Origin of the sequence: Pantoea conspicua (assembly GCF_002095315.1) — a bacterium.
Classification (GTDB): domain Bacteria; phylum Pseudomonadota; class Gammaproteobacteria; order Enterobacterales; family Enterobacteriaceae; genus Pantoea; species Pantoea conspicua.
The window spans coordinates 66,512-92,878 of record NZ_MLFN01000007.1; the positions used below are offsets into that span (position 1 = coordinate 66,512).

Below are 26,367 nucleotides of genomic sequence, written 5' to 3' on the forward strand. Positions count from 1 at the left end.
GAAATTAAGAAATTCATTCTGATAGAATATTAATTAATTTTAAAATGACCTTCACTCATCCAAATGAAAACTTACAGCTTCAAGCAGATCTTCAAGATATTTAATTCTATCTGTATAAATTAAGCAAGTAGCATGAGCTTCTATATTCCTCATGGCATTTCCGGTTAATAAACCATGCAACTCGAGCCGAAGATTAGACTCCGCCTCATGATAACTTTCAAAGCATTCAACTGATTTATCAAATAAGGCTTTTAATTTAACCCCATCTTCTCTTACCAAAGTTATTTTGTCACCAATAACATTTTGTAAATCTTGACATGCAAGATAAATTTTACCTGCTTCAATCTTATGTTGAATTGATGAATTAATGCCTTGCCTTGAAACACCGGGATTAATTATTTGCTCTACCAATTCGAACAAAGCATCTAAAAACAACTGAGCACTTTGGATGTAACCCTCTAATTTTTCTTTATCAACCACATCAAAACTAGCTTCATGAGCAACAATATGTCTAGTCTCGAAAATATTGCCAATATCACTGAGAATCTTAACCGAATCAGTAATTATAAAACCTCTTTTTTCATTACGCTCATTATCTTCATCACTATTTTCATCAAAAAGATCAGGCTCAACAAACGGTTGAACCCCTGAAATAATCGAGTCAAACTTCAATTTAGTTTTATCAGTTGATAGTAGCTTTTCGAAATGGGATGATATATTTTCCAACTTACTGACAGACACTGAATGAGATACCAAATCCCCAAAGGTTATATAGCCTTTACTTAATGCTTTAGTTAATGAGAAATCAAACTTCTGAATTAAACCTTCAGAGTTTGTAAGGTATGGCTCCCCTGAATCAACTAATTTTTTTATAGCCTCCTTCACACTAACTTCAATACATGACGCAATACCTATGATAATTAATGAAAGTGCTGTTGTATTATCCGTTGAATTCAGTAACATCTTTAGGCTGTAAATTTCCAAATGTCCGTGAAGATACTTATCGTTGGATCTTTCATTTTTTTCCCTTATTTCAGAAATCAAATCTCTCTTACTCATACATACTCCAAATTATAATTAAAACTCAATTCAACACTTTCTATAACCGTCACTAACCGTTTTAGGCCCATGCTTCACCCACAGTGAATGATTTCACTCTCCCTACATTGATTCGTCATCAGTCACCCCCTTGTATAATATGGATAAATAACAAAGGTGAACAGTGTGAACGATTGATTTCCAAAAAAATTTTTTCCGTATCATGAATGCATGATTCGAGATGGAATGACTCAGATGGAAGCTACAAAGAAATTTATCTTAGACGGTTTAGCAAACTTCGGTTTGAGTGATCTGCCGGGAAGACCTTACGATAGTTCGTTTCAACTTTTAGCCTCTCCACCACAAAGAAAACGCGTGATTATAATGGGATTCAACGGCTCACTCGTTGATGCCCATATCACCAATGCCCAATCCATCGAAAAGGATTTCGAATCACCCTACATATCTAATGTTCAAAACGGGATCGAAGGGGCGTGGGGGATAACTCACCTTGCTAAGCGGTTGCAACAGATTCCAGCGGGGCTTGGCTATGATTGGCAGGATGTCCTTTATACCAATGCTCTCATGATGTGTTCAAAGAATGCAGCATCACTAAAAGTAGAAGCGCTTGCGAAAAATCAATCTTTAGAAGAGATTACGATAAATTCTATGCGATTCTTTGAGAATGTAACGCTGCCCCTTTGCAATCCAGAAGTAATCATCGCTTATAGCAATGGTTTATCTTCATTGTCCGCTGCCAGCTTATTGCTCAAACATTTTGGCGACGTAAGTACATTGAAGTATTCACATCCTAAAGGGTATTACACCACTTACGCCTTTTATGCTAAATTCCACGGCCAACGGGTTCCTGTTGTGTGCGTGCGGCATATGTCGAGGTTCAAACCTCATGATGAGTACATAAAATCAGCGATTTCGCTAATGAAATAAGATGGATAGATTTCAAGTTTAAACCTGTTACATTCCTGAATTGGTATACGTTTAGGTATACGAAGGAAAAGTGAATTGAATAAAACACTTTATTTTCATTATCTTATATTTCTTATTCAGACTCCGCCAGCGTGATAACCAGAGCCATCCAATCAAGCCTTAAGAGTCCGCATGGCACAAGCCATGCGGACTCTTTTCTGCTCTCAATTTGTCCTGAGAAGTCTGAAGGAAACTAATTAATCCCGAACCTTCTTTAGCTTATTGATAAGCCCTGACATATCCTCGATTTCAGATACAAGTGTCAGTGAGATAAGACGCATGATGATCTGCTCCATTTTTCCATTCACTGATGAAAGATTACCGTAGTCACTCTTTCATCGAAATAATGCGTTCTTCCATTAAATTACTCATTCAGATGAAGATGAATGAATTAAGCCAGCGGCAATTCAAAACACTTAACTGGTTTACCGCCCTGCACTTCTACCAGTAAACGTGCCGATTGTGGTTGCTCAGATAACAATGCTTGTTGAAATCGCTCAAAAGAAATTTGTGTTTCTTCAATTGCTACCTTTTGTGGCAATAAGGTCGTTATTGTCCATTTCCGCAGTAATACTTTATTAGCATTGGTGGTATTGCTTTGTTCTGCCAACGCAGTGATGTTTTGTATTCTCTGTTCTAACTGACGCTCAACTTTGTCAATAATATTCTCAAACTGCTGATAGTTCTGAACAATAGTTTGCTGGCGCTGACTCACGAGTTTTGTATTCCCTTCGGTATGGGTCAGTAGATGCAACGCTTGCGCACGAACCTTCATCGCCAGGTCCCATTCATGGATTCGTTCATTAAGGAGTTTTTGTTCGATTTGGATCTTATTTGTAATTTCCGTACTGCTAAAGAGTCCACGTTCTCTAAGCTTCAAAATCTTGTCGCCGGCATTAAAAATATCAGTCAGTAAATGTGCCTGCACGGCGGAAAACTGGACTTCTATATCCTCGAGTTTTTGACGTATTGCAGGAGAGCATTTCTCCTCAAAAACAACAGGGGTAATTTGCTGCAAATACTGAATGGCTCCAATGATCTCCGCCTTACGTGCATTGGTCTGAAATGCTGAGACCTCACGTACCGCCTCAATAATCTCCGTCAATTTTTTGCTGATATCCGCCAGATGCTTTTGCGCTAACAGAGCAGACGCAACATTTAACAGTAAACCAGCGTTAACAAGTTGAAGGAACTTATCCGGATTTAGCAGAACGGCATGCTCTTTGATCCCTTTCTCACCCATACTAAATCCACGAAACCCTGTGCCGTCTTTTACATTCGCCAGAGAGCCATTGATGATGACTTCCATATATTGATGACTGGAAATGTGTGCAGACGTAACCAGTGAGGGTAGCATCTGCAACAGCGGACTCAGGCGTGAAATAGCGGTAATGCCCTGTTCCTGCATCGCAGCCGTGTCAGTAATTTGTGAAGGTTGAATTGTCGAAACCGTAAGCGCAGGTTGGTTAACATCATATCCAAAACCCCAGCGCTGCTCGAAGGTGAAAGCTGGCATTTTGGGTGCTGATGATTGTGTGGCAAGTCGGAACTGGCGGGAATTTTTTAAGCGAATCCAGGCTATTTGCACCACGCAGGGCAGTGTCACTCGAAATGCCGGATTAGAGATATCATAGGCGGTATACAGACCTGTAATAGCCAGGCCAACCGGCCCCGTTAAAATGCCCAAAACACGCCCGATCCCAAGTCCCGCAATTAAAGGTAATACCTTACCTGCTGTAGTTTGTGCAAGGCCGTTGGCGACTAATGCCGCTTTCTGCCAGACGGGGATATCCATACTGACCAGGGAGCTAATGTCAATATCACGCAGGATCTGGCTACGTTCATCATCCGACATTTTTTGCCATGTCGAGGCAAACACACCGTCAATAATCAGCGCTTCTTTTTCTGCTACGGAAGCGGCGACAGGGGCTTTAATTTTTAGATGTGCAGCAACGTCATCTACAATTTCACTATAGCTCACACCATTGCGACGAAACAGATTCACAACTGTATTACCACCAAAATACTGTAACTCTCGTACAAGCAAACGCAATGTTTCATCATCGGGCTCATCGTAAAGTTTGGCGTCCTGCAATACTTTCCTGACGCTGTTCGACATGGAAAAACCAAACTTACCCGTGTTGGTGATGTAATCAATCAGCAGATCTATATCGCCTTTATCCGCGTTCAGCAGCAGTTTAACCAGAGCCTCATCACCCTTGATATCTATCTCGCTCATCACAACACCCCAGCCATGTTCATCACCACAATCTATTAAAAAATGAATATCTCATTAATACACTGATCGTTCACTCCGTACTCACTGTAGTGATCAGCTGCACCTGCTCCGCGCATGTTACTCTTCACGATCTCACCTTTACAGCCCCCGCCTAAACACGAAATAATAACCCCGCTACTTACGCCATTGAGCGCAGGCAGCCACTGACCAGCACTTCAACTTAGCGGACTTTTTATGACTAACGACATTCCTCTCAAGTACTATGACGTCGCAGATGAGTATGCGACCGAATCCGCTAAGCCGGTGAGCGATGCAGAACGCACACCGCTGGCGCACTACTTCCAGTTACTGATCACGCGTCTGATGAATAACGAGGAGATCAGTGAAGAGTCGCAGCAGGAGATGGCCACGGAAGCGGGCATCGATGCTGAGCGTATCGATGAGATCGCGACCTTCCTCAACCAATGGGGTAACGAGTAACCTTACCCGCTTGCGCCGGGCGGTCAGCAGGTGACGATAGTGACCTTACCCGCCCGGATCATACTTCCTGCGCCATAACCGCACCGCCAGCGTTATCTCCCGCGCCCTTCCCCATTTCTCTTCCGGCCAACTCATCGTGACCGCTTTAACAACACGGACCCGCGATTACCCCGATACCGTTCAACGCGTCAGCGGATTGCTCTCTTACCGGTCAGAAATTATCATTCACACTGATATAGTCTGCGCAGGCATTGTGCATTACACTGCGCGCTGTAAAAAACTGAGTAGATAAACGATTAAACAGGCGGTAATGGCGATGAACGGAACAATCACAACCTGGTTCAAAGAAAAGGGTTTTGGTTTTATCAAAGATGAAAACGGTGAGAACCGCTATTTTCATGTGATTAAGGTCGCCAACCCTGATCTGATCAAGAAAGATGCTGCGGTGACATTTGAACCCACCACCAATAACAAAGGCCTGTCGGCCTATGCGGTGAAAGTGGTGCCGGAAAGCAAATACATCTTTATCGCGGGTGAGCGCATCAAGATCACTGCGATCAAATCTTACCTGGTCTACAGCGAAGAAGTGCCGGTCGACACCCGCATTGATAAAGAGAATCCGGTGCTGTCGGTAGGCGTGCTGTTGAGCAATATCCGCCCGAAATCAGACGTGAAGCCCGGTGAAATGCGTTCACTGAAGAAGCTGGCAATCACCACCTTCCAGGGTTCGACCTTAATCTTCACCGAAGATGAGATCGACATCGAGAGCACGGTGAAGCTGCTCAAAGGTCTGAAGTAAACCCTGGCTGGTCGAAATCCTGCCCCTGGCCCGCGCAGGATTTCGCCATCCCACTCCCGACCTTGTGAAGCATTACGTCCCGTCCGCTACGCCTCACCCTGTTCTGAAATGTTTTAGCCTCAGTGCTTCCCCGGTCAGCCCGCCCGCCAACGCCACTGAAACCGCTGCTTCAGAGAAAACCATCGCTATCAGCCGAAGCGAGAAAGGATCACCTTCCTAAAACCTTTTTCCAGGGTAGAATTAGACACTTCCTTTAGACGTTGCCAATTTTTTTCTATTATCGCCGTTGGTGTTATTGATACGAAAAGGGGCTGAAATAAGGTATAAAGCCGCATGAAAATCCCAAACAGAATCCAGCCTCTGGTCGATGATGGCCTGATTGATGACGTGCTTCAGCGACTGAAAAGTGGCAAAGAAGCTGACGTCTACACCGTGTTATGCGGTGACAAGATCCAGTGCGCCAAAGTCTATAAAGAAGCCACGCAGCGTAGCTTCAAGCAGGCAGTGCAGTATCAGGAAGGACGTAAAACCCGTAACACCCGTAACGCGCGTGCGATGCAGAAAGGCTCGAAGTTCGGCCGCAAGCAGCAGGAAGAGTCGTGGCAGACCGCTGAAGTGGATGCGCTGTTCCGGCTGGCGAATGCCGGTGTGCGCGTGCCGCAGCCTTATCTCTGCATTGACGGTGTGTTACTGATGGAGCTGGTAACCGACGCCAATGGCTCGGTCGCGCCGCGTCTCAGCGATGTCTCCCTGTCTGAAGAGCAGGCGGTCACGGATTTCCACACCATGATCCGCAATATCGTGCGCATGTTATGTGCCGGTATCGTGCATGGCGATCTATCAGAGTTCAACGTGCTGCTTGATGACCAGGGTCCGGTAATTATCGACCTGCCGCAGGCGGTTGATGCCGCAGCCAACAACCATGCCGAATCGATGTTCGAGCGTGATGTTAACAATATCACCGCCTACTACGGTCAGTTCGCACCGCAGCTGTTGCAGACCCGCTATGCCAAAGAGATCTGGCTGCTGTATGAAGATGGCAAGCTGACGCCGGAAACACCGCTTACCGGGAAGTTTGTGGAAGAGGAGCGCGTGGTCGATATGGATTCGCTGCTGGATGAGATCATCACTGCAGAAGATGAATACTACGAGCGTCAGCGCGCCAGCCGTGAGCGCGACGAAGAGTAACTGCATCAATAAAAAAAGGCAGCGAGTCGCCTCACTGCCTCTCAATTACCGCACGATCACCGTCAGCGCAATCAGCGTTAAGCCGATGATCATCACGCCGACAAATACCTTATCAATCCGGTTATTTTTCATCGTCGCCTCCCTAGAACCACTGACCAAAGCGGCGGATATATAAACGTTTCATGCCCTGCGCCACCAGGCAATAGCTGAACAGCGTCAGCACCAGCCACGGGAAGTATTGCCATGGCAGCGGCACCAGCCCGACCATCGCGCCCAGCGGTGAGAACGGAATCGCAATCCCCAACGCCATTATTGCCAGCGTGGTCAGCATCACCGGTAAGGTGGCGCGACTCTGGATAAATGGAATCTTGCGGGTGCGCAGCATATGCACCACCAGCGTCTGAGACAGCAGCCCCTCAATAAACCAGCCGGACTGGAACAGCGATTGCACACCGGCGTGGTTGGCCCCGAAGATGAACCACATCAGCGCAAAGGTGGTGACATCAAAAATCGACGACGTTGGACCCATCCACAGCATAAAACGTTTGATGTTACCGGCATCCCATTTGCGTGGCTGACGCAGAAAATCACGGTCCACTTTGTCCCACGGCAGCGCCAGTTGGGAGACGTCATACATCAGATTCTGAATCAGCAGATGAATCGACAGCATCGGCAGAAACGGAATAAAGGCGCTGGCGATCAGCAGCGAGAACACGTTGCCAAAGTTCGAGCTGGCGGTCATGTTGAGATACTTGATGATATTGCCAAAGGTTTCGCGTCCTTTAAGCACGCCCTCACCCAGCACCTGCAGATCTTTCTCCAGCAGAATAATATCCGACGAGGCTTTCGCCACATCCGCCGCACTGTCGACAGAAATACCGGTATCCGCCGCCCGCAGTGCCGGCGCGTCGTTGATGCCATCACCGAGAAAGCCCACGGTATGACCATTCTGTTGCAGCAGGCGCACCACGCGGGATTTCTGCTGCGGCGTCAGCTGCGCAAACAGCGTGCATCGCTCTGCTTCCTGCGCCAGCTGCGCATCGTCCATCGCATCAATCTGATCACCGGTCAGCATTGCCGGATCACGCAGCCCGACATCCTGGCAGACCCGCAGCGTGACCAGCGGGTTATCGCCGGTCAGCACTTTCACCGCCACGCCGTGGTCACGCAGTGCCTGAATCGCTTTACCGGCGCTTGCTTTTGGCGGATCGCGGAAGGTCAGCAGCCCTTCCAGCGTCAGCTCCCGTTCGTCACTGTGGCTGAGCGGCGCCTGCAAATCGCCTTCGCGCGTCGCCACCAGCAATACCCGATAGCCCTGCTGGTTATAGCGTTGGGTCAGCGCCAGCAGTTCCGCCCGCAGGCGGTCATCCAGCGGAACGATCGCTTCGCCCTGGCGGATAGCGCTGCTCGCCGCCAACATCTCTTCTACTGCGCCTTTGCAAATCAGCAGTGAGCGATGGCATGCGAGATCTTCCACCAGCACCGAAACCCGGCGGCGCTCGAAGTCGAACGGCAGCTCATCGACCAGATGAAACTGGCTGCGCCGGGTCTGGGAGATCACTTTGTCGCCCGCCATCAGCACCGCCCGATCCATCAGATTTTTCGCGCCGCTCTGGCTACCGCTGTTTAACCATCCCAGCAACAGCACCTCTCCATCTTCCTTCCCCACCGGGTTAAGGTGGTGGGCCAGCAGAATGGTATCCTGGGTCAGCGTACCGGTTTTATCGGTGCATAATACGTCCATGGCGCCCAGGTTCTGAATGGCGTTCAGCCGCTTAACGATCACTTTGCGCCGCGACATCGCAATCGCGCCTTTGGCCAGGTTAGCGCTGACAATCATCGGCAACATTTCCGGGGTCAGGCCGACCGCCACCGCCAGCGCAAACAGCGTGGCATCCATCCAGTCGCCTTTGCTGAAGCCGTTGATCAGCAGTACCACCGGCACCATCACCAGCATAAAGCGAATCAGTAACCGGCTGACGCTGTTAACCCCGCGATCAAAAGCGGTCTGCGGACGGCTTCCGGTCAGCGAGGCGGCCAGCGATCCAAACCAGGTCTCACCGCCCGTCGCCACCACCACCGCGCTCGCCGTGCCGCTGGCGACGCTGGTGCCCATCAGACAAATGTTATTGAGCGCCAGCAACTCCTGGGGGGTTTTGCCCTGTGGATCGACGGCGAGATTGCCGCTCTGTTTCTCTACCGGCAGCGATTCACCGGTCAGCACCGCTTCGCTAACATACAGATTACGCGCACTCAGCAGCCGGACATCAGCAGGCACCTGATCGCCGGTGCTCAACAGAATTACATCGCCCGGCACCAGTTCACGCATATCCACATCATGACGCTGCGCAGTGTCACTGGCGGTTTCGCGCCGCAGCACCGTGACCTGGCTGCGCACCAGAGACTTCAGCGCCTGCGCCGCACGGTTAGTGCGAAACTCCTGCCAGAAGCGCAGCAGACCACTCAGCAGCACCATAGTGGTGATGATGATCACCCCGGAGAGATCGGTTTCCTGACCAGCCCGCAGCGGCAGCAGATAGTCGGTAAACAGACTCACCAGCGCCAGCACCAGTAAGACGTAAATAAACGGATTGTTGAAGGCCATCAGTAACTGAATCAGTGCCGGTGGCGCTTTTTCATGGGCAACCTCATTCGGGCCATACAGCGCCAGGCGGGCCGCCGCTTCTGTATGAGTCAGGCCGTCCCGATCGCTACGCAGGTTCGCCAGCGTGACGTCGACAGGCTGGCCCGCTTCACGGGCAATCGCGAAAAGTTTTTGAGTTTTTTTGGTTGTGCGGTTGGCGTCAGATTTGATCGCAACCTGTTCCAGTTTCATGTCGCTCATTTCGACATCTCCCTGATTTAAAGCGATAGTTGTCCTGCACGCCCAATAAGGCATGCGGAGAAGACCTGGCGGTGCCGGGTTATTTAAATGGGTAACCTTGCGGGATCGTCCATATATCCCTCCTCTGTTCAGAAATAATAGGGTGCAGAAATTCACGCGGCGCGAAATTAGCGCAACGTAATATCAGTCAGAGAGCGGCGATCGGGCGTAGCCTGGGCTACGCCAGACGAGGTGGAGGGAAAAGAGCCAAGATAAACAGAAACATAATGCGCACTCACTCAGCTAACAGGGTGATAAATAAGGAGCGCAACCGTGACGAAAAGAGAGGATTGCTGCCCGCCGGTTGGCAAGCAGAGAAGAAAATTCAGCTTGCCAGAATAAAAATAAATTTAGGGTGACTGTCCAACTGAATTCTCCAGAAATAATTTGACGCTATTATAAAGAGAGGAAGGTAAGGGTAAAGCGGGAATAATAGAATTTATCATTTCGTTGAGGTGCCGTTTCTGGAAAAGCCGCAGCGGCTTAACAACTACGTCACCTTCTTATAACCACAACCTTACCCTTATGCCTTTTTGGCATATGATTAGCCCATATTCGACTATTCTTCGCATCGGCCCTTTCGTAAACTCGCGTAACTTTTTAAGGCAAGGAAATTTCATGAAAACTATAATTCCATCACTGCTGGCGCTGACGCTGGCTGCCGCCTTCTCTGCGCAGGCTGCGACACCAAAAGATACGCTGGTGATTGCACAGTCTACTGACGATGCCGATAGCTTCGATCCGGCCAAAGGTTTTGAACTCACCAGCGTACAGGCCTTCACCAATATTTATCAGCGTCTGGTCCAGTCTGACCCGCAAAATCCGGTCGATCTGAAGCCGACGCTGGCGACCTCCTGGCAGCCCGGCAGCGACAACCGCAGCCTGACCTTTGAACTGCGTAAAGATGCGAAATTCTCCACCGGTAATCCACTGCGTCCGGAAGATGTCATCTTCTCGCTGGGCCGGGTAGTGAAACTGAACCTCGATCCCTCTTTCATCCTCACCCAGCTGGGCTGGACCAAAGATAACGTTGATGGCTTCCTGAAGAAGATCGATGACAACCATGTGCAGATCAGCTGGACCGCTAATGTCAGCCCGACCTATGTGCTGAGCCTGCTGTCAGCACCGGTTTCGTCAATTATCGACGAGAAAACCGCGATGGCGAATCAGAAGAACGGTGACTTTGGTAACGGCTGGCTGGCAACCCATTCTGCCGGCAGCGGCCCGTACCAGATCCGTAAAGTGGTGATGCATCAGGTGGTGCTGCTGAGCGCGAACCCGACTTCGCCGGCTGGCGCACCAAAAATGAAGAACATCCTGATCAAGAACGTGCCGGAACCGGCGGCGCGTCGTCTGTTGCTGGAACAGGGTGATGCCGATATTGCCCGTAACCTCGGTGCTGACCAGATTGCAGCATTGAACGGTAAACCGGGCGTGAAGACCGAAGCGATTCCAATGGCCTCGCTCTACTACATTCAGTTCAACATCGGTGCCAACGACACGCTGAAGAACCCGGCGTTCTGGGAAGCGGCACGCTACCTGTGGGATTACAAAGGTATCGCCAATGAGCTGCTGAAAGGCCAGTTCGACGTACACCAGACCTTTCTGCCGAAAGGCTTCCTCGGCGCGCTCAATGACACGCCTTACAGCTACGATCCGGAAAAAGCCAAAGCGATTCTGAAGAAAGCGGGCCTGAGCAACGTCAGCTTCAAACTCTCTACCAGCAACCAGCCGCCTTACCTCGATATCGCCCAGGCGCTGCAGGGCAGCTTTGCCAAAGGTGGCGTGAAAGTGGAAGTGGTGCCGGGTCTGAGCTCCGAAGTTTCCACCAACGTCAAAGCGCATAAGTATGAAGCGACGCTGAACGCCTGGGGCTCCGACTATTTCGATCCCAACACCAATGCCGCCTCTTTTGCCTATAACCCGGAAGATGGCAGCAAAACTATCGCCTTCCGTTCCGACTGGCACATTCCTGAGCTGAACAAGCAGGTGATTGCGGCGACGGCAGAAAGCGACCCGAAAAAACGCGTCGCCCTGTATGAAGCGATGCAGCGTGACGTGATGAAAAGCTCACCTTATGTGATTGGGATGCAGGCGAAAAATCTGATCGCCCTGCGCGACAACCTGAAAGGCTATGTCCAGGGTATTAACCCTGACATGGTGTATTACTCGCAGGTCACGAAGTAATGGCACAGTCTGTGACGACAGCCGGGTTCGCCCGGCTTTTTTGGCAACGTGGCGGACGGCTGATCGGTAGCCTGCTGTCGCTGCTGGTCACCCTGCTTGGCCTGCTCGCTTTTACCTTTATGCTGTCGCACCTGTCGCCGATCGATCCGGTGCAGCAGATCGCTGGCGATCACGCCAGTGAAGCGACCTACGCCCAGGTGCGCCACGATCTCGGTCTGGATCAGCCGGTGCTGGTGCAGTTCTGGCGCTATGTGTCCCATCTGGCACAGGGCGACCTCGGCGTGTCGCGGCTGACCAATCAGTCCGTCAGCAGCGACCTGATGACCACCTTTCCCGCTACCATTGAGCTGGCAACCTGCGCGATGATTTTCGCGGTAGTGTTCGGCGTGACGCTGGCACTGCTGGCGGCGTGGAAACCGGGCAGCTGGATCGATAATCTGGCGCGCTTTATCTCGCTGCTGGGCTATTCAGTGCCGGTGTTCTGGCTCGGCCTGCTCGGCCTGCTGCTGTTTTATGCGGTGCTGCACTGGTCTGCCGGTCCGGGACGGCTGGACGATATCTGGGTCTATACCCTGGAGCCGAAAACCGGCTTTGTGCTGATCGACAGCTGGCTGTCGGGTGAGCCGGAGATGTTCCGCAACGCCATTGCCCACCTCTGGCTGCCGGTGGTGATCCTCGGGCTGCTGGCGATGGCGGGCATTACCCGTCTGTTGCGCGCAGCGCTGCTGGAAGAGAGCAGCAAAGAGTATGTGGTACTGGCGCGAGCCAAAGGGGCCGGTCGGGTCCGCATCCTGCTGCGCCATATTTTCCCGAACGTGCTGGGCACGCTGGTGACGGTGATCGCCCTCTCCTACGCCACGCTGCTGGAAGGCTCGGTACTGACAGAAACCGTCTTCGCCTGGCCGGGTGTCGGCCGCTACATGACCAATGCCCTGTTCTCCGGTGATGTGCCGGCGATTCTCGGCTCCACCCTGTTGATTGGTAGCTGCTTTATTCTGATTAACACCCTGGCGGATGTTTTAACCTGGTTAACCGACCCGAGAACCCGATGACGCAACAACTCTCTGAACTCGAAACGCTGCGGCCACGCCGTCGTCGTCAACGCGTGACCTCGTTAACCGTTGGGCTGACGCTGGTGGCGATTCTGATCCTGATGGCGCTGCTGGCACCGCTGATTGCACCGTTCGATCCCAATCTGCAAACCATGTCGAGCCGGCTGCTGGCGCCGTCGGCGCAGCACTGGTTCGGCACCGACGGCTTTGGCCGCGATCTGCTGTCGCGGGTGATTTACGGCGCCCGTCCGACCCTGCTGCTGGTATCGCTGATTCTGGTGCTGACCATTCCGGCCGGGCTGCTGATCGGCATTACCGCCGGTTACGTTGGCGGCTGGACGGAACGCCTGCTGATGCGGATTACCGATATCTTCCTGTCGCTGCCCAATCTGGTGATTGCGCTGGCGCTGGTGGCGATTCTCGGTCCTGGCCTGATGAACGGCGCGCTGGCGCTGGCGCTGACCAGCTGGCCGCCGTTTGCCCGTCAGGCGCGCGCCGAAACGCTGGCGCTGCGACGGAGCGACTACCTCGCCGCGGCGCGAATGCAGGGCATCACCGGCTTTCGTCTGATGTTCGGCCACATTCTGCCGCTCTGTCTGCCGACCGCCGTAGTGCGTGCCGCGCTGAGCCTCGGCGGCATCATTCTTGCCGCGGCCGGTCTCGGTTTCCTCGGCATGGGCGTACAACCGCCAACCGCCGAATGGGGATCGATGGTGGCCGAAGGCAGTAAAGTGATCTTCGACCAGTGGTGGGTCGCCGCCGCACCGGGCGCCGCCATTCTGTTTGCCAGCCTGGCCTTTAACCTGACAGGCGACGGCCTGCGCGACCGACTGGATACCCGTCATGCCAGATAAACTGCTACACGCCGAAGGGCTGACCATCCGTAGCGACGATGCGCTGCTGGTCGATAATATTGGTTTTACCATTGGCCGCGAGCGCGTGGCGCTGGTCGGTGAATCCGGTTCAGGAAAATCGCTGACCGCCCGTAGCCTGATGGGACTGCTGTCGCCCGCCCTGCATCTGCAGGCGACGCAGTTGCAGGTGGCAGGTGAAAATGCGCTGACGCTGAGTGAGCGTCACTGGAGCCAGCTGCGCGGCAACCGGGTCGCGATGGTGATGCAGGACCCGAAATATGCCCTTAACCCGACCCGCACCATCGGCTGGCAGGTTGAAGAGCCGCTGATTCTGCACCGTCGTCTGAGCCGTGCCGAACGTAAAGAGAAAGTGTGCGAGATGCTGGATGCGGTCGGCCTGCCCGATCCGCGTCAGCTGATGAAACAGTATCCGCATCAGCTCTCTGGCGGCATGGGTCAGCGCGTAATGCTGGCGATCGCCCTGATTACCGATCCCGATTTCCTGATCGCCGATGAACCAACCTCGGCGCTGGATCATGCGATGCGCGATCAGGTGCTGGCGCTGATTCGCGGTCTGGTCGAGGCGCGTAACATGGGGCTGCTGCTGATCAGCCACGATTTGCAGCAGGTGTCGGAACACTGTGAGCGGGTGATGGTGATGTACAAAGGCCGTCTGCTGGATACCCTGCCCGCTGCTGAGCTGCCCCGGGCGACCCATCCTTATACCCGCACGCTGTGGGCCTGCCGTCCGGGCAAAGCGACCCACGGTCAGGTGCTGCCGGTGCTGGATCGCGCGGCGCTGGAGGCCAGTCATGATTAAGTTGCAGGATCTTAGCGTCGCCCATAAGCAGGGTTACGAGTTACGCACCGTGGTGCACGAGGTCAGCCTGGAGGTGAATGCCGGAGAATGTTTTGGTCTGGTGGGTCCCTCCGGCTGCGGAAAATCGTCGCTGCTGTGGGTGCTGGCGGGTCTGAATCCGCACTGGCAGGGCCGGATGCAGTTAGCAGATCATCAGGCTGAACCGGGCAAAGCCTTTACCGGCGCGCTGCGTCAGGAAGTACAGATGGTGTTCCAGGACCCCTATGCTTCGCTGCACCCGCGTCACCGGCTGCGCCGTACCCTGGCGGAACCGCTGAAGCTGCTTAAACGCGACAATATCAACGATCGCATCGATCAGGGCTTCCGTCACGTCGGGCTCGATCCGGCGCTGGCCGATCGCTATCCGCACCAGCTTTCCGGCGGTCAGCGCCAGCGCGTGGCGATTGTCCGCGCTCTGCTGTTGCAGCCGAAGATCCTGCTGCTGGATGAGCCAACTTCGGCGCTGGATATGTCGGTGCAGGCGGAGATCCTCAACCTGCTGAACGATCTCAAGCGTCAGGATGGCTTAACCATGGTACTGGTGAGTCACGATCCTGACGTGATCGATCACATGTGCGATCGCGCGGTACGGATGGCGCAGGGGCGCATAATCGAACAGATCGGTGCCTGACAATTGCCGGACGGCCCCTGCCTGCCGTCCGGCGCTTAGTGTTCCAGCGCCTGTAAGGTTTCACTGCGAATCGACTCGGTAATCTCCGCCTTCAGCGCCATAAAAGCCGGCGAGGTTTTCAGGGTATAATCACGTTCCGTCCCAAAGTTAACCGCTACCTCCTGCTTAATCCGTCCCGGCCGCGCACTGAAGATCGCTACCTTGCTGGCCATGAAGATTGCTTCATCAATATCGTGGGTCACGAACAGCACGGTTTTGCGTGACTGCTGCCATACCGACAGTAACAGCTCCTGCATCATTACCCGCGTCTGGTTATCCAGCGCGCCAAACGGCTCATCCATCAGCAACACTTTCGGGTCGTTGGCTAGCGCCCGGGCGATGGCGGTGCGCTGCTGCATCCCGCCAGAAAGCTGGCGGGGATAGTGACGGGCGAATCCGCGCAAACCCACCTGATGCAGATAGTAGTCACAGCGCTGCTGCTGCTGTGCGACGCTGATGCCGCGTTCCCGCAGACCAAAGCAGACGTTCTCTTCCACCGTCAGCCACGGAAACAGGGTATAGCTCTGGAAGACCATGCCACGATCCGCGCCGGGGCCGTCGACCGGCGCGCCATCCAGCCAGATTTCGCCGCGCGTCGGGCTATCCAGTCCGGCGATAATCCGTAGCAGGGTCGATTTGCCGCAGCCCGACGGCCCCAGAATAGTGACAAAATCGTTCTCTTCTACCCGCCAGGAGATCGGCTGTAGCGCCTGGGTTTGCTCGCCCTGGGGTCCGTTAAACCAGCGTTCGACGCCGCGTACGTTGAGTTTGCTCTGTTTCATGCCGGGTAACTCCATGCAAACAGCCGACGATTGACCCGCTTAAACAGGTAATCGGACAGCAGCCCAATCAGGCCGATAATGATGATGCCGAAGATGATCTGGCCGGTGTTGAGCAGCGCCTGGCTGTCGACGATCATGTGACCGATGCCGCTCTCCGATCCGATCAACTCCGCCACGATCACATAAGTCCAGGCCCAGCCCAGCACCAGCCGCAACAGTTCTGCAATGCCGGGTGCCGCGCCGGGGATCAATACCCGCCGCACAATCGACCGGTTGCTGCAGCCCAGCGTATAGGCGGCCTCCACCAGATCGCGCCGGGCGCTGCTGACCGTGACCGCAACCATCAGGACGATCTGGAAAAATGATCCGATAAAGATCACCAGAATTTTCTGCATCTCACCAATTCCGGCCCAGAGGATCAGCAGCGGCACAAAGGCTGACGCCGGCAGATAACGGCAAAACGACACGAAAGGCTCAAGGAACGCTTCCCAGGTTTTGAATGCGCCCATCATGATGCCAAGCGGCACCGCAATCACTGCCGCCAGCACAAAGCCGGAGAGCACCCGCATCACCGTCATGCCGATATCCAGCGCAAAGTTGTACTCGGTGAACAGCGCCACGCCCTGCTCAAGCATGGTGATCGGATCAGCGAGAAAGGTGGGCGACACCATGCCACCCAGCGTCACCAGCGCCCAGACGGCCACGAACAGTACGAAGAAACCAATGCCGAGCCCGATGCGCAGCCGGATAGCGACGGGCTTCAGCGGCACCATCAACGGATTATGCCAGCGCTTCGGGGCATCCGGCAGTGCGGCGGGCGGCGTGACGGGCTGACTTTTACTGATCTCCATCGGCGATCTCCTGTTATTGCACAAAGCTGGCATCGTAGAGGCTGTTGATATCCGGCACGGTTTTAATCACGCCAGCCCGCAGCAGTAGCTTGCCCGCTTCGTCGCTGAAACGCTGAATCCCACCGTTGAAGAAGGCCCGGTTCTCTTCACGGCCCTGCCAGCGCAGATAACCCGCTGATTCGGCGAACGCTTTGCCGCTCGATTTCACCGCCGCGCCCATAATTTCGTACGATTTCTCCGGCTGCTGTTTGATCATCTCCAGCGCATCGAAGTAGCTTTCCACCAGCGCTTTTGCCGCCTGCGGATGGGCTTTCAGGAAGGTCGGGGTGCAGCCCAGCGTGTCCATTACCATCGGATAATCCAGCGTGGTGGCAATGATTTTTCCGGCTGAAGGCTGTTTGCGAATCGAGGAGAGATAGGGTTCATAGCTCATGGCAGCATCGTTACGTCCGGCGGTAAAGGCCTGTGCCGCCGCCTGCGGCGACATCGTCGCCAGCCTGACATCCTTCATCGTCATGCCATTTTTATCGAGTATCCACGCCAGCGCGAAGTAAGGCGATGTGCCGGGTGCGTCCACGCCGATGGTTTTGCCTTTCAAATCGCGGATGCTGTTAATCCCGCTGCGCACCGCCAGACCGTCAGCGCCATAAGATTTGTCCAGCTGGACGATCTGTTTGATGGGTACGCCCGCCGCATTCCAGGAGATATAGGTTTCCACCGTGGTAGCCGCACACTGAATAGTGCCGGAGGCCACGGCCAGATGACGGCTGCTCTGTGGGATCATTTTGACCTCCACCGCCAGCCCATGCTTTTTGAAGATGCCCGCTTTGTCCGCCAGCGTCAGCGGGGCAAAACCGGTCCAGCCGGAAATGCCGATGGCGACCGGGGTCTCTTCCGCCTGCGCCAGCGTGCTTCCCATTGCCAGCATCAACGCCACTGCTGCTGCCTGTCTGATTTGCTTTACCATCTTCCACTCCTGTCACAAGGTGAACACTTCACGGTTGTATAGTCTTATCTATACAACCCAAGCAATGGCTGTGCCAGAATCCTCATCCCGCACGTAAAGCGTCTGCACGCTGACTGTCAGGGCAGAGTCAGCCGGGGTGACGCACTCAGTTAGTGCATCCTGCGCAATATTGTCATCCGGCTGGTGCGGTATACTCGCGGCCATCTTGTAACGGAAGGGAAAGAAAATGACGGTTAAACTGCGCCCGCTTGAGCGGGAAGATCTGCACTTTGTGCATCAGTTGGATAACAACGCAAGCGTGATGCGCTACTGGTTCGAAGAGCCGTATGAAGCCTTTGTTGAACTGTCAGATCTCTACAATAAGCACATCCACGATCAGACTGAACGGCGCTTTGTGGTGGAGCATGACGGGCAGAAAGCGGGGCTGGTCGAGCTGGTGGAGATCAACCATGTACATCGCCGCGCCGAGTTTCAGATCATTATCGATCCGGCGCATCAGGGCAAAGGGCTGGCGACTCAGGCGGCTAAACTGGCGATGGATTACGGCTTCTCAGTGCTGAATCTTTATAAGCTCTACCTGATTGTCGATCAGGAGAATGAGAAAGCGATCCACATCTATACCAAGCTCGGCTTCGAGATCGAAGGCGTGCTGAAGCATGAATTTTTTATTAACGGGGAATACCGTAACACCATCCGCATGTGCATTTTCCAGCATCAGTATCTGGAGCGCCACAAAACGCCAGGCGGAATGGTGAAGCCAACCGCACAGTAATCAGCCGCGCGCGCCAACCGGATTCATAAACGGACGTGGATGCTCTGGCTTGAGGTCGTACATGCCGCCGTAGAACGGATCGACCAGCAGCCAGCCGGGGAAACCGCCCAGCGGGATATTACCCAGTAAGTACCACAGGTTCGCGCGTGCTTCGATCGGCATCGTTACCGGCACGTAGCCAGGACTTTCCAGCATCAGCAGATAGCGTTTCTTGCCGAAGTAACGACCGGTGGATTTCTCCAGCTCAACGGTCTGCGGCGTGAAACCCTGTGCCACCGCGAAACCGCGTTCATCCTGCACGGTAAATCGCGCACCCTGCGGCAGCGAGTCGATGCGGACCAGTTGGGTTTCATTGCCGACAATGGTGGCACAACCGCTAAGCAGCAGTGCGGCGGCCAGAGCCAGAATTCGCTGTTTCATGAAGGGTTCCGCAAAAAGGTCAGGAAGCACAGTGTAAACCGCCCTTCCCGCCTTTTCACGCGCCTCAATCGGGCTATCATCGCCCGATTCAGCCATCTTATTGCGGTTGACAAGCGTGCGCGATAGCCGCGATGTCTTTGGGTGAGGTGCGGCAGCAGCCACCAATCAGCTTCGCGCCCGCCTGTTGCCACTCATCCAGCTTGTCGTGCAGGGTGCAGCCCGACGGCGCTGAATGCCAGGTTTTGCTGCTGGCGTCATACTGTTCGCCGGAGTTGGGATAGACCACCAGCGGCTTGCTGGTCAGCTGCCGGAGCTGCTGCAGCGCCGGTGTCACGCTCTCCAGCGCCACGCAGTTGACGCCCAGCGCCACCACCTGCGGCTGAGTGTTCAGCCAGGCGACCACCTCTGACAGCGGCGTTCCGTCGCTGATATGGCTCGCATCGCGCAGCGTAAACGAGAACCAGGCGGCGCTGTGCGGGAATTCGGTCAGCAGTTTTGCCAGCGCCTGCGCTTCAGCAAAGGATGGCAGGGTTTCGCAGGCCAGCAGATCGGCCCCGGCCTCCAGCAGCGCCGCGATACGCGGGCGATGAAACGCCATCATCTCCGCTTCCGGCAGCGCGTAGTCGCCGCGATACTCCGAGCCATCCGCCAGAAATGCCCCGTACGGCCCGACCGATCCCGCCACCAGCAGGGTTTTCGCCTGGGATTGCGTCGCCAGATAATCTTCGCGCGCGCGTCGCGCCAGTTCGACGCTCTGCGCAATCAACGCCAGCGACTGCGCCTGATCCAGCCCGCGGGTGGCAAAGCCCTGCGGCGTCGCCTGATAGCTGGCGGTAATCGCACAGCGTGCGCCTGCAGCGAAATAGTCGTAGTGCACCTGATAGATCAGTTCAGGATTCTCCATCAGCACTTTGGCTGACCACAGCGCATCGGCCAGCTGGCAGCCACGCGCTTCCAGTTCGGTGGCCAGCGCGCCATCCAGGATCAGCAGCGGCGATTCAGACAGGGCCTGCGCGACAGGATTATGCGACATCATTAGCCTCCTCAGGCTTTGGCGATGATTTATGGGTCAGATGGTAAGCGGCATAGCAGAACAGCACAAACGGAATGCCACACCACAGGGCGATGCGCTGGGTCGGATCGAACGCCAGGCCGACACAGGCCAGCAGACAGAGCAGAAACCCGAGCACCGGCGTCAGCGGATAGAGCGGCGCGCGATAGCCCAGCTCCGCCAGAGATTTTCCCTGCTGCAGGTGGCGACGACGGAAGACAAAATGTGAAGCGCAGATGCTGAGCCAGACGGCGACCACCGCAAAGCCGGATATCGCCGACAGCGCCACAAACACCGTATCCGGCGCGACCACGCTGGAGATCAGCGCCAGCAATCCGCCAATCATGCTGACGGTAATCGCCAGCAGCGGTACGCCGCGCTTATTCACCCGGGCAAAAGCGCGCGGCAGCGTATTTTCATTCGCCAGCGACCAGAGCATCCGACCAGAGGCATAGAGTCCCGAGTTGGCGGCTGACAGAATGGCGGTCAGGATGACAAAGTTGATGATATCCGCCGCCCCGGGCACGCCGATCTTTTCAAATACCAGCACAAACGGGCTTTTAACAATCCCGGCCTGATCCATCGGGATCAGCGCCGCCAGCACAAACACCGTACCAATAAAGAAGATGATCAGCCTGGCTACGGTGGTGCGGATCGCCAGCGGCAGCACTTTCTCTGGCTGCTGGGTTTCACCGGCTGCGATACCAATCAGTTCGGTGCCGGAGAAGGCGAAATTCACTGCCACCATGGTCATCAGGATCGGCAACACGCCGTTCGGCAGCCAGCCATGCGCGGTGAGATTACTCAGACCCGGCGCGGGCGTGCCATCTTTCATCGGGATAAAGCCGAACATGGCGGCACCGCCCAGCACGATGAAGGCAACAATAGTGATCACTTTGATCAGCGAGAACCAGAACTCCCCTTCCGCGAAGAAGCGGGTCGAGATGACATTCAGCAGATAGATTGCACAGCAGAACACCAGGCACCAGATCCAGACCGGGATCTGCGGAAACCAGTACTGCATACAGAAGCCGGCCGCCGTCAGGCTGGAGCCCAGCGCTACGGTCCACGTCAGCCAGTAGAGCCAGGCCACGGTGTAACCGGTGGCGGGACTGAGGTAGCGCGCCGCATAGACGTGAAAGGCGCCGGTCTCCGGCATCGCCACAGAGAGCTCGCCCAGGCAGACCATCACCAGCCACACCACTAACGCGCCAATCAGGTAAGCCAGCAGAGTTCCGGCCGCGCCGGTGGTGGAGATAATGTAACCGGTGTTAAAAAACAGCCCGGTGCCAATCACGCCCCCCAGCGATAACATCACCAGATGGCGCACTTTCATGGTGCGTTTGAATTGATCCTGCGCGGGGTTTTGCTCTTCACTCATCACTTTTATCCGTATGGACGTCTAAACATCTATAGTGGAGAGTTTTATACGCGTCACAGGCGGGAATTGCAATGGATTGCCGGGGTGGGAGGATAACCGATGCGTTCAGTGCCCCGTCGCAGCGGGGCCTGATGCGTTAGCCGAAAACGCTCTGTAAATAGCGTTCCAGCGCCATGCGGGAACTGAATCCGTGCGGGATGCCGTAGTGTTCCTGTGAATCACCCGCCAGGTAGAGAGGGAATTGGGTGTAGTGATCGCAGGTCTTCATTTCAGAAGCCGGTTCAGCGAACGGCTGGCTCTTCTCTTTCAGTGTCGGGTGAATCACCAGCGCCGTGCGCCCCATGCGCGCTTCGCGATTCACATAAACGTAGTTGTCACCACGGCGATAGCCATATGCCCGTGGGGTAATTTCATCGACTTCAAAACCCGCTTTTTCCAGTACGCGCGCTACCTCATCTGGTCGTAAATACATGCTCGATCCTCTCCTCTTTCAAAAGCTTCGCAACCTTACAACAGCATGACAGAGTGGGCATTCGGAATTTTCCCTAAAGGCCACTCTCGCGTCTCGTTTATCTCAAGGTCGTCTACACTAGTATTACGTTTTAAAACAAAGGGAGCCAAAAAATGTTTAATCGAACCGTAAAAAACGATGACATTGATATCAATCAGGATGTTAACGAACTCGCTGATTCACTTGAAGCACTGCTGAAATCTTACGGCAGTGATGCCAAAGATGAAGTGGACTCTGCACGCAGCCAGGCAGAAACTCTGCTGAAACAGACTCGCGCAAAACTGAACGGCGGCAGCAACCGTGTGGCGCAGGTCGCCCGTGATGCCGGTACACAGGTTGATACCTATGTGCATGATAAGCCGTGGCACGGTGTCGGCGTCGGTGCCGCCATCGGTCTGGTGTTTGGTGTGCTGCTGGCGTCACGCCGCTAAACGCTATCACCTTTCCCGAGCCTCGCCCTGTGCGGGGCTTTTTTATGCCTGTTTTTCGACCACTAACATTTACAAATCAATTTTTCGGTGCTGAAGGCGCAGCCTTACTGGCTTTGTGCCGTTCCGGCAAATGCAAATCTCAAAACCCTATATATGGTGGGCTTGACCCAATAAAACGCTACATCTAGTATTTACCTCATCAGCACGACAGTCGATGTCTGCCCAAACGAAGCCCGTCACCTGCCACGTCTGCTTCGTTTTCCGACATCAGAACCGCACATAGAGGGAAATACGAATCATGCGCATTATTATTTACACTAAAGATAATTGTGTCCAGTGCAACGCCACCAAAAATGCCATGGACCGTCAGGGTATCGACTATCAACTGATTAATCTTGATAGCCAGCCAGAGGCGATCGACAACCTGAAAACGCTGGGCTACCGCCAGGTGCCGGTGGTGATGGCCGATGATGACCACTGGAGCGGCTTCCGCCCGGATAAAATCGCTTCGCTGCGCCAGTTCTCCGCTGTCGGAGGCTAAGGCGATGTTCCCACTGGTCTACTTTTCCAGCCAGTCGGAAAACACCCACCGCTTCATCCTGCGCCTGGGCTTGCCGGCCCGGCGCATTCCGCTCGATGCTAAACAGCAGTTACACACCAGCCAGCCTTACATTCTGGTGGTGCCGAGCTATGGCGGAGGCAGCAGCCGTGGCGCAGTGCCGCGCCAGGTAATCCAGTTTCTGAATGATGAAGGCAACCGTCGCGGGATTCGTGGGGTGATCGCCGCCGGTAACCGTAATTTCGGTGCTGGTTACTGCCTGGCCGGCAGCATCATTGCAAAAAAATGTCAGGTTCCCTGCCTCTACCGTTTTGAGCTGATGGGAACCCCCGACGATATCGCGAAAGTTAAAGCGGGAGTAACCCAATTTTGGCAACAACAGATACCCTCAACGCCGTGACGCTGGATTACCACGCGCTCAACGCCATGCTCAACCTGTACGACGCCGACGGCCGGATTCAGTTCGATAAGGATCAGGAAGCGACGCGTCAGTTTTTCCTGCAGCATGTGCAGCCCAATACGGTGCCTTTCGCCAGTGCTGCCGAGCGGTTACGCTATCTGGTGGCGGAAGGCTATTACGAAGCAGACGTGCTGAACCAGTACGATTTCGACTTCCTGCTGGCGCTGCATGACGTGGCGGATAACCGCGGCTTTGAATTTAAAACCTTTCTCGGTGCCTGGAAATACTACACCAGCTACACGCTGAAGACCTTTGACGGCAAACGCTATCTCGAAACCTTTGAGCAGCGCGCCTGTATGGTGGCGCTGACGCTGGCGCAGGGTGACGAAAACCTGGCGCGTTCGCTGCTGGAAGAGATGCTCAGCGGCCGGTTCCAGCCAGCTACACCGACCTTCCTTAACTGCGGTAAGCAGCAGCGCGGCGAACTGGTCTCCTGCTTCCTGCTGCGTATTGAAGACAATATGGAGTCGATTGGTCGGGCGGTGAACTCGGCGTTACAGCTGTCGAAACGTGGCGGCGGCGTCGCCTTCCTGCTGTCGAACCTGCGCGAGTCGGGCGCACCGATCAAACGCATCGAAAATCAGTCATCGGGCGTGATTCCGGTGATGAAAATGCTGGAAGATGCCTTTTCCTACGCCAATCAGCTCGGTGCGCGTCAGGGCGCGGGCGCGGTATGGCTTAACGCTCACCATCCCGACATTTTTCGTTTCCTCGACACCAAACGTGAAAATGCCGACGAGAAGATCCGCATCAAAACCCTGTCGCTTGGCGTAGTGATCCCCGATATCACCTTCCAGCTGGCGAAAGAGAATAAGCCGATGGCGCTGTTCTCACCCTATGACGTAGAGCGTATCTACGGCCAGGCGTTTGGCGATATCAGCATCAGCGACAAGTATGACGAGATGCTGGCGGATGCGCGCATCCGTAAAACCTATATTCAGCCGCGTGATTTCTTCCAGACGCTGGCTGAGATTCAGTTCGAGTCCGGCTATCCCTACATTATGTTTGAGGACAGCGTGAACCGCAGTAACCCGATCGCCGGTCGCATCAATATGAGTAACCTCTGCTCCGAGATTCTGCAGGTGAACAGCGCCAGCGAGTACTTTGACGATCTCAGCTATCGCCGGGTTGGCAAAGATATCTCCTGTAATCTTGGCTCGCTGAATATTGCCCACGCGATGGATTCGCGAGACCTGGCCCGCACCGTTGATGTGGCCGTGCGCGCCCTGACCTCGGTTTCCATGATGAGCGAGATCGGCTCGGTGCCGTCTGTGGCCGAAGGTAACCGTCGCTCACATGCGATTGGCCTCGGTCAGATGAATCTGCACGGCTATCTGGCGCGCGAAGGCATGGCCTACGGCTCGCCGGAAGCGCTCGACTTCACCAATCTCTACTTCTATTGCATCACCTATTACGCGCTGCGCACCTCGAACCAGCTGGCTCGCGAACGTCAGCAGAGCTTCGACGGTTTTGCTGACTCGCAGTACGCCAGCGGTCACTATTTCGATAAATACATTCAGCGTGAATGGCGTCCGCGCACCGGACGCGTCGCGCAACTGTTTGCGGATGCCGGTATTACGCTGCCGACCCAGGCGGACTGGCAGGCGCTGCGTGACGCGGTGATGCAGCACGGTCTGTTTAATCAGAACCTGCAGGCGATTCCGCCGACCGGTTCGATCTCCTATATCAACCATGCGACCTCCAGCATTCATCCGATCGTGTCACGCATTGAGATCCGTAAAGAGGGCAAAACCGGTCGCGTCTATTATCCCGCGCCGTTTATGACCAACGACAATCTCGATCTCTATCAGGATGCGTATCAGATTGGGCCGGAAGCGATTATTGATACTTACGCCGAAGCCACGCAGCACGTCGATCAGGGCCTGTCGCTGACGCTGTTCTTCCGCGATGACGTCACCACACGTGACATCAACAAAGCGCAGATTTACGCGTGGAAAAAAGGCATCAAAACGCTCTATTACATTCGTCTGCGCCAGATGGCGCTACAAGGCACAGAGGTTCAGGGCTGCGTCTCCTGCGCACTGTGATAAAAACTATGCAACTAAAACAGATTCAGGCAATTAACTGGAACCGGATTCAGGATGAGAAAGATCTTGAGGTCTGGAACCGTCTCACCAGCAACTTCTGGCTACCGGAAAAGGTGCCGCTCTCCAACGATCTGCCTGCCTGGCAGACGCTGGATAACCAGCAGCAGCAACTGACCATCCGGGTCTTCACTGGCCTGACGCTGCTCGATACCATTCAGAATGTGATTGGCGCGCCGGGGCTGATGGAGGATGCGCTGACGCCACACGAGGAGGCGGTGCTGTCGAACATCAGTTTTATGGAGGCGGTTCATGCCCGCTCCTACAGCTCGATCTTCTCGACCCTGTGTAACACGCAGGATGTCGATGCGGCCTACCAGTGGAGCGAAGAGAATGCGCCGCTGCAAAACAAAGCGCGCATCATTCTTGAGCATTATCGGGCAGATGATCCGCTGAAGAAAAAAATCGCCAGCGTGTTTCTTGAGTCGTTTCTGTTTTATTCCGGCTTCTGGCTGCCGATGTACTGGTCAAGTCGCGGGAAGCTGACCAACACCGCCGATCTGATCCGTCTGATTATTCGTGATGAAGCGGTACACGGTTACTACATCGGTTATAAGTTCCAGAAAGCGCTGGAAACTGCTGACGATCACCGTCGCGAGGAGCTGCAACAGTTCGCTTACGACCTGCTGCTGGCACTGTATGAGAATGAAGTCGCCTATACCGAAGCGCTGTATGCCGATGTCGGCTGGGTCGAAGAGGTGAAAACCTTTTTGCACTATAACGCCAACAAAGCGCTGATGAATCTGGGTTATGAGGCGCTGTTCCCGGCGGAACTCACGGCGGTGAATCCGGCTATCCTGTCTGCGCTTTCACCCAACGCGGGGCTTTGTTGAATAAATC

General features: G+C 54.4%; 25 protein-coding genes and 1 pseudogene. 15 read left to right on the top strand and 11 right to left on the bottom strand.

The window, feature by feature from the left end; translation table 11 throughout:
- Positions 1-51: 51 nt before the first annotated feature.
- Positions 52-1,059: a hypothetical protein gene (locus tag HA41_RS04685; protein WP_094119788.1), complete on the bottom strand. Its 1,008-nt coding sequence runs from the start codon at positions 1,057-1,059 to the stop codon at positions 52-54.
- A gap of 234 nt (positions 1,060-1,293) precedes the next feature.
- Here HA41_RS04685 and HA41_RS04690 point away from each other — a divergent pair, with 234 nt between their 5' ends.
- Positions 1,294-1,986 (top strand): hypothetical protein, encoded by a 693-nt coding sequence (locus tag HA41_RS04690; RefSeq protein ID WP_094119789.1) that lies wholly within the window; start codon positions 1,294-1,296, stop codon positions 1,984-1,986.
- Between the two features lie 430 nt (positions 1,987-2,416).
- Here the strand turns inward: HA41_RS04690 and HA41_RS04695 are convergent, their stop codons facing one another.
- Positions 2,417-4,264, bottom strand: coding sequence for a YaaW family protein (locus tag HA41_RS04695; RefSeq protein ID WP_094119790.1), 1,848 nt, complete (start codon positions 4,262-4,264; stop codon positions 2,417-2,419).
- Positions 4,265-4,498: 234 nt separating this feature from the next.
- On the opposite strand from HA41_RS04695, the gene HA41_RS04700 reads away from it, so the two are divergent.
- The 3 genes from HA41_RS04700 (at position 4,499) to HA41_RS04710 (ending at position 6,731) form a co-directional block, all read left to right on the top strand.
- Positions 4,499-4,744, top strand: coding sequence for a DUF2543 family protein (locus HA41_RS04700; RefSeq protein WP_094119791.1), 246 nt, complete (start codon positions 4,499-4,501; stop codon positions 4,742-4,744).
- A gap of 310 nt (positions 4,745-5,054) precedes the next feature.
- Complete coding sequence (locus tag HA41_RS04705) at positions 5,055-5,543, top strand: cold-shock protein (protein WP_094119792.1); 489 nt, start codon at positions 5,055-5,057, stop codon at positions 5,541-5,543.
- A 333-nt stretch (positions 5,544-5,876) separates the two neighbouring features.
- Complete coding sequence (locus HA41_RS04710; RefSeq protein WP_094119793.1) at positions 5,877-6,731, top strand: PA4780 family RIO1-like protein kinase; 855 nt, start codon at positions 5,877-5,879, stop codon at positions 6,729-6,731.
- A gap of 45 nt (positions 6,732-6,776) precedes the next feature.
- On the opposite strand, the gene mgtU is transcribed toward HA41_RS04710, so the two are convergent.
- Positions 6,777-6,863, bottom strand: a complete 87-nt coding sequence (gene mgtU, locus HA41_RS21665) for a magnesium transporter protection protein MgtU (RefSeq protein ID WP_425270639.1) — start codon at positions 6,861-6,863, stop codon at positions 6,777-6,779.
- A 10-nt stretch (positions 6,864-6,873) separates the two neighbouring features.
- Complete coding sequence (gene mgtA, locus HA41_RS04715; RefSeq protein ID WP_094119794.1) at positions 6,874-9,576, bottom strand: magnesium-translocating P-type ATPase; 2,703 nt, start codon at positions 9,574-9,576, stop codon at positions 6,874-6,876.
- Positions 9,577-10,233: 657 nt separating this feature from the next.
- Here mgtA and HA41_RS04720 point away from each other — a divergent pair.
- Genes HA41_RS04720 through HA41_RS04740 form a run of 5 tightly spaced genes read left to right on the top strand, consistent with a single transcriptional unit; the run spans position 10,234 to position 15,198 of the window.
- Positions 10,234-11,802 carry an ABC transporter substrate-binding protein gene (locus HA41_RS04720; protein ID WP_094119795.1) on the top strand — a complete coding sequence of 523 codons (1,569 nt, stop codon included), beginning with the start codon at positions 10,234-10,236 and terminating at the stop codon, positions 11,800-11,802.
- The gene (locus HA41_RS04725; RefSeq protein ID WP_094119796.1) at positions 11,802-12,854 is read left to right on the top strand and encodes an ABC transporter permease; all 1,053 of its coding nucleotides are present in this window, start codon (positions 11,802-11,804) and stop codon (positions 12,852-12,854) included. Before HA41_RS04720 ends, HA41_RS04725 begins: the two co-directional genes overlap by 1 nt.
- Positions 12,851-13,708 carry an ABC transporter permease gene (locus HA41_RS04730; protein ID WP_094119797.1) on the top strand — a complete coding sequence of 286 codons (858 nt, stop codon included), beginning with the start codon at positions 12,851-12,853 and terminating at the stop codon, positions 13,706-13,708. Before HA41_RS04725 ends, HA41_RS04730 begins: the two co-directional genes overlap by 4 nt.
- On the top strand, positions 13,698-14,528 hold the full coding sequence (locus HA41_RS04735) for an ABC transporter ATP-binding protein (protein ID WP_094119798.1): 831 nt from the start codon (positions 13,698-13,700) through the stop codon (positions 14,526-14,528). The genes HA41_RS04730 and HA41_RS04735 overlap by 11 nt, the downstream gene beginning before the upstream one ends.
- Positions 14,521-15,198 (top strand): ABC transporter ATP-binding protein, encoded by a 678-nt coding sequence (locus tag HA41_RS04740; RefSeq protein WP_094119799.1) that lies wholly within the window; start codon positions 14,521-14,523, stop codon positions 15,196-15,198. The genes HA41_RS04735 and HA41_RS04740 overlap by 8 nt, the downstream gene beginning before the upstream one ends.
- 35 nt (positions 15,199-15,233) lie before the next feature.
- Here HA41_RS04740 and HA41_RS04745 read toward each other — a convergent pair whose 3' ends face one another.
- Genes HA41_RS04745 through HA41_RS04755 form a run of 3 tightly spaced genes read right to left on the bottom strand, consistent with a single transcriptional unit; the run spans position 15,234 to position 17,837 of the window.
- Positions 15,234-16,019: an ABC transporter ATP-binding protein gene (locus HA41_RS04745; protein WP_094119800.1), complete on the bottom strand. Its 786-nt coding sequence runs from the start codon at positions 16,017-16,019 to the stop codon at positions 15,234-15,236.
- A complete protein-coding gene (locus tag HA41_RS04750; protein WP_094119801.1) occupies positions 16,016-16,870 on the bottom strand; it encodes an ABC transporter permease in 855 nt (284 codons plus the stop codon). The genes HA41_RS04745 and HA41_RS04750 overlap by 4 nt, the downstream gene beginning before the upstream one ends.
- A gap of 13 nt (positions 16,871-16,883) precedes the next feature.
- A complete protein-coding gene (locus tag HA41_RS04755) occupies positions 16,884-17,837 on the bottom strand; it encodes an ABC transporter substrate-binding protein (RefSeq protein WP_094119802.1) in 954 nt (317 codons plus the stop codon).
- Positions 17,838-18,063: 226 nt separating this feature from the next.
- On the opposite strand from HA41_RS04755, the gene speG reads away from it, so the two are divergent.
- On the top strand, positions 18,064-18,609 hold the full coding sequence (gene speG, locus HA41_RS04760) for a spermidine N1-acetyltransferase (RefSeq protein WP_009088567.1): 546 nt from the start codon (positions 18,064-18,066) through the stop codon (positions 18,607-18,609).
- Here the strand turns inward: speG and HA41_RS04765 are convergent, their stop codons facing one another.
- The 4 genes from HA41_RS04765 to HA41_RS04780 all read right to left on the bottom strand — a co-directional run bounded on the left by HA41_RS04765 (position 18,610) and on the right by HA41_RS04780 (position 21,933).
- The gene (locus tag HA41_RS04765; protein WP_094119813.1) at positions 18,610-19,029 is read right to left on the bottom strand and encodes a hypothetical protein; all 420 of its coding nucleotides are present in this window, start codon (positions 19,027-19,029) and stop codon (positions 18,610-18,612) included.
- Between the two features lie 97 nt (positions 19,030-19,126).
- A complete protein-coding gene (gene mmuM / locus HA41_RS04770; RefSeq protein WP_094119803.1) occupies positions 19,127-20,062 on the bottom strand; it encodes a homocysteine S-methyltransferase in 936 nt (311 codons plus the stop codon).
- On the bottom strand, positions 20,052-21,461 hold the full coding sequence (gene mmuP, locus HA41_RS04775; protein WP_094119804.1) for an S-methylmethionine permease: 1,410 nt from the start codon (positions 21,459-21,461) through the stop codon (positions 20,052-20,054). Before mmuP ends, mmuM begins: the two co-directional genes overlap by 11 nt.
- A 136-nt stretch (positions 21,462-21,597) precedes the next feature.
- A complete protein-coding gene (locus HA41_RS04780) occupies positions 21,598-21,933 on the bottom strand; it encodes a DUF2002 family protein (RefSeq protein ID WP_031376461.1) in 336 nt (111 codons plus the stop codon).
- 152 nt (positions 21,934-22,085) lie between these two features.
- Between HA41_RS04780 and HA41_RS04785 the strand changes: the two genes are divergently transcribed.
- The 5 genes and pseudogenes from HA41_RS04785 to nrdF form a co-directional block, all read left to right on the top strand.
- Positions 22,086-22,403, top strand: a complete 318-nt coding sequence (locus HA41_RS04785; RefSeq protein ID WP_094119805.1) for a DUF883 family protein — start codon at positions 22,086-22,088, stop codon at positions 22,401-22,403.
- Between the two features lie 298 nt (positions 22,404-22,701).
- On the top strand, positions 22,702-22,944 hold the full coding sequence (gene nrdH / locus HA41_RS04790; protein ID WP_094119806.1) for a glutaredoxin-like protein NrdH: 243 nt from the start codon (positions 22,702-22,704) through the stop codon (positions 22,942-22,944).
- 4 nt (positions 22,945-22,948) lie between these two features.
- Entirely contained in the window at positions 22,949-23,362 is a 414-nt protein-coding gene (nrdI, locus tag HA41_RS04795) for a class Ib ribonucleoside-diphosphate reductase assembly flavoprotein NrdI (protein ID WP_094119807.1), read from the top strand.
- On the top strand, positions 23,332-25,470 hold the full coding sequence (nrdE, locus tag HA41_RS04800) for a class 1b ribonucleoside-diphosphate reductase subunit alpha (RefSeq protein WP_094119808.1): 2,139 nt from the start codon (positions 23,332-23,334) through the stop codon (positions 25,468-25,470). Before nrdI ends, nrdE begins: the two co-directional genes overlap by 31 nt.
- Before the next feature lie 8 nt (positions 25,471-25,478).
- A pseudogene (nrdF, locus tag HA41_RS04805) lies at positions 25,479-26,348 on the top strand (class 1b ribonucleoside-diphosphate reductase subunit beta); the annotation flags it as partial.
- Between the last annotated feature and the right edge of the window lie 19 nt (positions 26,349-26,367).

Bases quoted from the DNA above. Each gene is read 5' to 3' on its own strand.
- HA41_RS04685 (WP_094119788.1), bottom strand. From the start codon at position 1,059: ATGAGTAAGAGAGATTTGATTTCTGAAATAAGGGAAAAAAATGAAAGA.
- HA41_RS04690 (WP_094119789.1), top strand. From the start codon at position 1,294: ATGGAAGCTACAAAGAAATTTATCTTAGACGGTTTAGCAAACTTCGGT.
- HA41_RS04695 (WP_094119790.1), bottom strand. From the start codon at position 4,264: ATGAGCGAGATAGATATCAAGGGTGATGAGGCTCTGGTTAAACTGCTG.
- HA41_RS04700 (WP_094119791.1), top strand. From the start codon at position 4,499: ATGACTAACGACATTCCTCTCAAGTACTATGACGTCGCAGATGAGTAT.
- HA41_RS04705 (WP_094119792.1), top strand. From the start codon at position 5,055: ATGGCGATGAACGGAACAATCACAACCTGGTTCAAAGAAAAGGGTTTT.
- HA41_RS04710 (WP_094119793.1), top strand. From the start codon at position 5,877: ATGAAAATCCCAAACAGAATCCAGCCTCTGGTCGATGATGGCCTGATT.
- mgtU (WP_425270639.1), bottom strand. From the start codon at position 6,863: ATGAAAAATAACCGGATTGATAAGGTATTTGTCGGCGTGATGATCATC.
- mgtA (WP_094119794.1), bottom strand. From the start codon at position 9,576: ATGAGCGACATGAAACTGGAACAGGTTGCGATCAAATCTGACGCCAAC.
- HA41_RS04720 (WP_094119795.1), top strand. From the start codon at position 10,234: ATGAAAACTATAATTCCATCACTGCTGGCGCTGACGCTGGCTGCCGCC.
- HA41_RS04725 (WP_094119796.1), top strand. From the start codon at position 11,802: ATGGCACAGTCTGTGACGACAGCCGGGTTCGCCCGGCTTTTTTGGCAA.
- HA41_RS04730 (WP_094119797.1), top strand. From the start codon at position 12,851: ATGACGCAACAACTCTCTGAACTCGAAACGCTGCGGCCACGCCGTCGT.
- HA41_RS04735 (WP_094119798.1), top strand. From the start codon at position 13,698: ATGCCAGATAAACTGCTACACGCCGAAGGGCTGACCATCCGTAGCGAC.
- HA41_RS04740 (WP_094119799.1), top strand. From the start codon at position 14,521: ATGATTAAGTTGCAGGATCTTAGCGTCGCCCATAAGCAGGGTTACGAG.
- HA41_RS04745 (WP_094119800.1), bottom strand. From the start codon at position 16,019: ATGAAACAGAGCAAACTCAACGTACGCGGCGTCGAACGCTGGTTTAAC.
- HA41_RS04750 (WP_094119801.1), bottom strand. From the start codon at position 16,870: ATGGAGATCAGTAAAAGTCAGCCCGTCACGCCGCCCGCCGCACTGCCG.
- HA41_RS04755 (WP_094119802.1), bottom strand. From the start codon at position 17,837: ATGGTAAAGCAAATCAGACAGGCAGCAGCAGTGGCGTTGATGCTGGCA.
- speG (WP_009088567.1), top strand. From the start codon at position 18,064: ATGACGGTTAAACTGCGCCCGCTTGAGCGGGAAGATCTGCACTTTGTG.
- HA41_RS04765 (WP_094119813.1), bottom strand. From the start codon at position 19,029: ATGAAACAGCGAATTCTGGCTCTGGCCGCCGCACTGCTGCTTAGCGGT.
- mmuM (WP_094119803.1), bottom strand. From the start codon at position 20,062: ATGTCGCATAATCCTGTCGCGCAGGCCCTGTCTGAATCGCCGCTGCTG.
- mmuP (WP_094119804.1), bottom strand. From the start codon at position 21,461: ATGAGTGAAGAGCAAAACCCCGCGCAGGATCAATTCAAACGCACCATG.
- HA41_RS04780 (WP_031376461.1), bottom strand. From the start codon at position 21,933: ATGTATTTACGACCAGATGAGGTAGCGCGCGTACTGGAAAAAGCGGGT.
- HA41_RS04785 (WP_094119805.1), top strand. From the start codon at position 22,086: ATGTTTAATCGAACCGTAAAAAACGATGACATTGATATCAATCAGGAT.
- nrdH (WP_094119806.1), top strand. From the start codon at position 22,702: ATGCGCATTATTATTTACACTAAAGATAATTGTGTCCAGTGCAACGCC.
- nrdI (WP_094119807.1), top strand. From the start codon at position 22,949: ATGTTCCCACTGGTCTACTTTTCCAGCCAGTCGGAAAACACCCACCGC.